This is a genomic window from Microvirga sp. GN3 (assembly GCF_055792825.1).
Genome location: NZ_JBVVAK010000277.1, coordinates 1 through 5,703, shown reverse-complemented (window position 1 = coordinate 5,703; position 5,703 = coordinate 1). Strand labels below are relative to the sequence as shown.

At 59.1% G+C, this 5,703-nt stretch carries 4 protein-coding genes and 1 pseudogene; 3 read left to right on the top strand and 2 right to left on the bottom strand.

Annotation, left to right across the window (positions count from 1 at the left end; translation table 11 throughout):
• Positions 1-124: 124 nt before the first annotated feature.
• From ACS5Q1_RS46180 to ACS5Q1_RS46170, 3 genes and pseudogenes are all read left to right on the top strand, one after another.
• Entirely contained in the window at positions 125-898 is a 774-nt protein-coding gene (locus ACS5Q1_RS46180; RefSeq protein ID WP_473104506.1) for an AraC-like ligand-binding domain-containing protein, read from the top strand.
• Between the two features lie 428 nt (positions 899-1,326).
• Positions 1,327-2,025, top strand: a pseudogene (locus tag ACS5Q1_RS46175) (IS6 family transposase).
• Between the two features lie 217 nt (positions 2,026-2,242).
• Positions 2,243-2,713 carry an SgcJ/EcaC family oxidoreductase gene (locus tag ACS5Q1_RS46170; RefSeq protein ID WP_473104505.1) on the top strand — a complete coding sequence of 157 codons (471 nt, stop codon included), beginning with the start codon at positions 2,243-2,245 and terminating at the stop codon, positions 2,711-2,713.
• A 504-nt stretch (positions 2,714-3,217) separates the two neighbouring features.
• Here ACS5Q1_RS46170 and ACS5Q1_RS46165 read toward each other — a convergent pair.
• Positions 3,218-3,532 (bottom strand): integration host factor subunit alpha, encoded by a 315-nt coding sequence (locus tag ACS5Q1_RS46165; protein ID WP_473104504.1) that lies wholly within the window; start codon positions 3,530-3,532, stop codon positions 3,218-3,220.
• Positions 3,533-3,871: 339 nt separating this feature from the next.
• Positions 3,872-5,569: a methionine--tRNA ligase gene (metG, locus tag ACS5Q1_RS46160; RefSeq protein ID WP_473104503.1), complete on the bottom strand. Its 1,698-nt coding sequence runs from the start codon at positions 5,567-5,569 to the stop codon at positions 3,872-3,874.
• Positions 5,570-5,703 lie beyond the last annotated feature (134 nt).

Genomic DNA, 5,703 nt, shown 5'->3' with positions numbered 1-5,703 from the left:
CATTGGGGTTCCTTCAGCTGGGGTGCAGTCGAGCAACTCCACCATAGCCGGTCCGCCCAATGACCACCTCATCCCAACACCCGGCGCGTCAGCAAATTTCCACCACTAGCGCGGACTCTACCAGATGAGCGATCGCGACACGCCGGCGGAGCAGTTCGCATACTGGCGTGAAGTGGTTTGTGAGACTTGGTTCGGGCTGTGGGCCGAGCGAACCAGCGCGGGCCCGTTCCATGCAACGATCGAGTTGCACAGGATCGGCGACGTGCAAATGGCCAGGGCACATCTTCCTGTGCATCGCATGGGCCGGAGTGTGTCCGAGATCGCTCGTCTGCCGCAGACAGCATATTGTCTGCATCACCTGCACGAAGGAGCCGTGCATGGGGTCTATCAAGGAACGGAGTACAACGCTGGACCTGGGGATCTCTTGCTGTTCGATACGGCGGTACGGTGCGACAGCTTTGTGATTACGCAGCCTGTCAGGACAACCATCCTTCATGTTCCTCGCCACCTCATTGACGGGCAACTCACTCCCCTGAACCGAACCCCGGTTCGCGTGCATGGTGGTGGTGGAATGGGAGCCCTGCTCGCCAGCTATATGACCTCGCTGTCACAGACGGTCTCCACCTTGCCGCCAGAGGCGATGAGCAAGGCCAATTCGATCTTGTGTGATTTGGCTGTGGCGGCATTCCAACCAGGTGCACCATTCGATCCCGATCGGAGTGGAATTCGACAGGCGCGGCTTGCGACAGCCCGACAGTTCATCACGAACAATCTGGCAGATCCAGAGCTGAGTATCGGCAAGGTCGCGGCACATCTGAAGGTTTCGCAGCGCTCCGTGCAGAAGCTGTTCGAATGCGCTGGGAGCACATTGACGAGATGCTCGTGTCGGCGCGATTAGACGCCTGCTACCGCGCTTTGTCCGACACTCGGCAGAGCAGGCGCACCATCGCCGACATAGCATTTGGCCATGGGTTCAACGACCTCTCCTGGTTCTATCGGTGCTACAAGCAGCGGTGGAGCGAGACACCAGGTGACACGCGAGCCCGCACGAGCAGATCATCCTGAGGCGTCCAGAACCAACAATCCCAAGCCTGTGGGGTTGCCGCTTGAAAGGTTCACATCAGAGTTCCGACGAAGTCTATCTTCGCGGCATTCGATAGCAAAAGCCACCAGACTTGATCCGGCTCATCAGGTAGTTTCCGGCTCCATTTCCGGAGTGGGGCAACGTGAGAGTTGAAGATGAACTGAAACGCAAGCGCACTGAACGGCTTCGTTGCATTAACCTTGGCAGTTTAGAGGATGGCGGCTACCTGTGGAGCCACCTTATTGTCTCTTTTCAAGCGCCGTCGCTTTCCAGTCGAGATCATCCTGCTGTGTGTACGCTGGTACTGCAAATACAGCATCAGCTATCGTGATCTGGCTGAAATGATGTCCGAGCGCGGTGTCGAGGTCGACCCATCGACGATCTTCCGCTGAGTCCAGCGCTATGCGCCCGAGATCGAGAAGAGGGTCCGCCGCTTCCAGGGTTCCCGTTCTGGGTCATGGCGCGTGGATGAGACTTATGTTCTGGTGGGCGGAAGGTGGAAGTATCTGTTCCGTGCGATTGATAAACACGGCCAGCTGATCGACTTCATGCTGTCCGACCGGCGCGATACTGGAGCAGCCTATCGCTTCGTGCGCAAAGCCATGAGGATGATGAGCAATTATCCGCCATCCTCGATTACGACTGACAAACTGGCCTCTTATCCGAAGGCCATCCGGCGCTTACAGGGCGAAGGTCTGCTATCGAAAGACGTCGAGCATCGCACCTCGAAATTTCTCAACAACGTCATCGAGGCGGATCATGGTGCGCTCAAGCGCGTGATCCGGCCGACCCGCGGCTTCCAGAGCATGAAAACGGCGCGTGCGACAATCAAAGGCTTCGAGGTGATGCGGATGATCCGTCGCGGGCACTGCATCCCGCAACAGCAAGGAGTGACAGGCGAAATCCGTCTCGTTAACCAGCTCTTCGGTCTCGCCGCGTGAAGAAAGCTTTCGGATGGGTTCGTTGTGTCCTTTCCAAGTTACTGCAACGGAGCCCTCTTTCCTTACTCGTCTATAATCGGGTTCGCCGAGACGCAGGATCCTAACAGCCTGTCCCACTGTCAGATCTGACAGGGGCTCAGCGGTGCGCGGGAGACTAAGAAGATCCTCGCGGTCGGCCCCGGGGAGTGCCCGGCGGGACCGTCAGAAGGACCCCATCATGCGTTTTGTGATTGCCGCCACCCTTGCCTTTGCTGTCATCCAGGCCCAACCCGCCACTGCGGCTGCTTCCTCCCAGACCTGTGCTGCGGCCAGCGAGGCCGACATCGCCAAGCTCTTCGACCGCTGGAACGACTCCCTCGCCACGATGAAGGCCACGGAAGTGGCGAAGAACTACGCCACCGACGCCATCCTGCTCCCGACCCTGTCGAACAAACCGCGCCTGACCCAGGCCGAGCGCATCGACTATTTCGAGCACTTCTTGGCGAACCACCCGCGCGGCACAATCGACAGCCGCGTCATCCAGATCGGCTGCAACTCAGCAGTGGACGCGGGCACCTACACCTTCACGTTCGAGGACGGCTCGCAGGTCCCGGCCCGCTACACCTATACCTACGAGTACAAGAACGGCACGTGGCTGATCTCCTCGCATCATTCCTCGATGATGCCCGAGAAGGCGTTGACACATTGAGCACATAAAGGCTGTCTTCGGCAGTCGTCGTAGTGATCCAAAGCCGGTTGGAACCGGGAACAAAGAACGCCTAAAAGGGCGTTGTCACACGAAGCAAGTAAGGGCCACTTTGGCGATGAGCTCTGGTGGCCTAAGTCATTGAAAGTGCACAATCCGGCACTCGCGCGAGGGACAGTAGAGACAAGTAAACTCGTTTATGTGACAACGCCAGCAAAACAGGCCGCAAGGCCTAGCGCGATGCGTACTGCGTGCAGTGAGTCCCATCATTCGATCATCGGCAGCGCTCGTGGCCGGCTGCTGCAAGATCGGAGCCCATTAGCTTGTAATTGGTGAGTACGATGATCAAGGACGGGAGCATCAGGATCCGAGGGGCAGTCAACGATGAACTGATTTCAAGACGCGCCATCGTAACACGGCTCCTGGCTCATCAGTGAGGACAGATGCCAAGGCAGCAGAGCTGCCCCACAAAGCCGCATGCTCCCTAGTGCCGCTCTGACCCGAGTCCTATTCCGCGGCCACCCGACGAGGCCCTTGGTTCAAATGCGAGACCAGAACATCCGATGGCTTGAACGAGATCACCGTGCGCGGCTCAATCGCCACCCCACAACCTGTCTTGGGATTGCGTCCTTTTCGTTTGCCACTCCGGCGCGGGACGAACGTGCCGAAGCCAGAAATCTTGACCGTCTCTCCAGTCACGAGACAGTCGCTGATCTCTGACAGAACCACTCCGACGAGCGTCGAAGCCTCTGCTTGAGACAATCCGACCGCTTGAGATACCGCACGGGCCAGATCGGCCCGCGTCACACTGCTTGAACTCATCTCATCCTCGCTTGAAGGAATTAGCTAGCTTCCGCCCGCGCACTTGCGTGTTAAGAGGATTTCAACCTCGCTGCCGCTTAGGAATGTGCTGGAACTCCCCTGCTCTATTATGCCGAGTGAGACCAGTCCGTCACCCATGGTGCGGAATGGGACATGCTTGAGATGTGACACCTGTGGTAAGAGAGCTAAGAGCTTTGTCGAAGCCACTTACTGCTGATGTGGACGCTCGCATAGGATAGCCATAATTCGTCAAAGTGCTTCCTCAATGCGCGCATCAGCCCGCCTCACTCGTGAGGCGGGCCTTCCGTTGAAGTGCAGACGGCACAAAACTGCCCTGCATCACTTATCTTTATGACTTCCTCTGAACGCATTCCGCTGTTCCTCCGCCCAGTCCCTCGTGAGCTTCCGGAACAAGAGTGGCGGCGCATGAATCGTACGCCCAGTCTCAACAAGACGAAGTACATCGGCAACCGGTTCTCGCCAAGCCGGCACACCAGGCGGACGACCTAAGGCTCGCAGAACCGCCTCGGCCGAGTTCGGGATGAACGGCCATGCCACGGTGGCGCAGATCTCGACGAGGTTGACGGCAGTCCTCACCGCCACCCGGCAGCGGGCGGGATCTGTTCGGAACGTCACCCATGGTGCCTGAGCCGCAAGATAACCGTTCGCAAGTCGCCAGATCGACCGTATCTCGTCCGCCGCCTTTCGCAAGGAGCAGCTTGCGTGGTAGCGCCTGAGAGCATTGAGATGCTGCTCCAACTCCCGCTCCAGCTGTCTCTCCGCCTCCGACGCGCCTCTCCCCTCTGGAACAGCACCCTGGAACCGTGAGGCAACAAAGGTAAGTGTCCGATTGACCAGATTGCCGAAGTTATCGGCAAGGTCGTTGTTCACGTCTTGCACGAAGCGGTCGAAGGTGAAGTCTGTGTCGTTCCCCTCAGGAGCATTCGCGGCCAGCCACCAGCGCCAGCAGTCCGCCGGCAGCAGATCGAGCGCCTGATCGAGGAAGACGCCCCGCCGCTCGCTGGTCGAGAACTTGCCACCCTCGAAGGTCAGCCAGTTCACGCCTTTGATGATGTCGACTGTCTTCCACGGCTCTCCTGAACCGATCAAAGTGCATGGGAAGCTCACCGCATGGAACGGTACGTTGTCCTTGCCGAGGAATTGGAGATACTCGACATCCTCGGCCTGCCACCACCATTTCCGCCAGTCACGCTGCCCTGGATCACAGTCAGCCCATTCCTGGGTTGCGGCAATATAGGCGATGGGAGCGTCGAACCAGACATAGAACACCTTACCCTCGTAGCCGGGCTTCGGGACCGGAACACCCCATGAGAGATCGCGGGTGATGCAACGATCCTGGAGGCCCTCGTCGAGCCATTTCCGGGCGATCGAGGTGACCAGCGGTGGCCACCCTGACCGGGTCGCGATCCACCGCTCGAGTGCTTCAACCAGGGCCGTCTGCTTCAGGAAGAGATGGCGAGTAGGGCGAACCTCAAGGTCCGTACTGCCGGAAATGGCCGATCTGGGCTCGATGAGGTCGGTCGGATCGAGGGTCTTCGTGCAGCTCTCGCACTGGTCTCCCCGCGCCCGTGTGGATCTGCAGTGCGGACAGGTGCCGACGACGTAGCGATCCGGCAGGAAGCGGCCGTCCTTGTGCGAGTAGACCTGCCGAAGGACGCGTTCCTCGATAAACCCATTCTCCTCAAGGCTCCGGAAGAAATGCTGGGTGAGCGTGTGGTTCTGGGGCGAGGACGAGCGCCCGAAATAGTCGAACGACAAGTTCAGACGGCGGTAAATGTCGGCCTGGATGAGATGCTGCCGGTCGCAATATTCTCGGATCTCAAGACCGGCCTCCGCCGCGCCAAGTTCTGCCGGGGTGCCATGCTCGTCAGTGGCGCAGATGAAGAGGACGTCGTCGCCGATCTGACGGCGGTAGCGGGCGTGAATGTCGGCCGGCAGCAGCGAGCCTGCCAGGTTGCCAAGATGTTTGATGCCGTTGATGTACGGCAAAGCGGACGTGATGAGTGCCTTCGCCATGATACCCTCCTAGTACTACAGCCGGGTTTGTGCGTTGTCTTAGACACGGAGGTGTCGAGCCATGACGCATGCAAGCGAGGCCCACCGCTGGGCCGATCAGTTGGATGATCTCGTCGCCCGGATTGCTCCCCGGT

Bases quoted from the DNA above. Each gene is read 5' to 3' on its own strand.
- ACS5Q1_RS46180 (WP_473104506.1), top strand. From the start codon at position 125: ATGAGCGATCGCGACACGCCGGCGGAGCAGTTCGCATACTGGCGTGAA.
- ACS5Q1_RS46170 (WP_473104505.1), top strand. From the start codon at position 2,243: ATGCGTTTTGTGATTGCCGCCACCCTTGCCTTTGCTGTCATCCAGGCC.
- metG (WP_473104503.1), bottom strand. From the start codon at position 5,569: ATGGCGAAGGCACTCATCACGTCCGCTTTGCCGTACATCAACGGCATC.
- ACS5Q1_RS46165 (WP_473104504.1), bottom strand. From the start codon at position 3,532: ATGAGTTCAAGCAGTGTGACGCGGGCCGATCTGGCCCGTGCGGTATCT.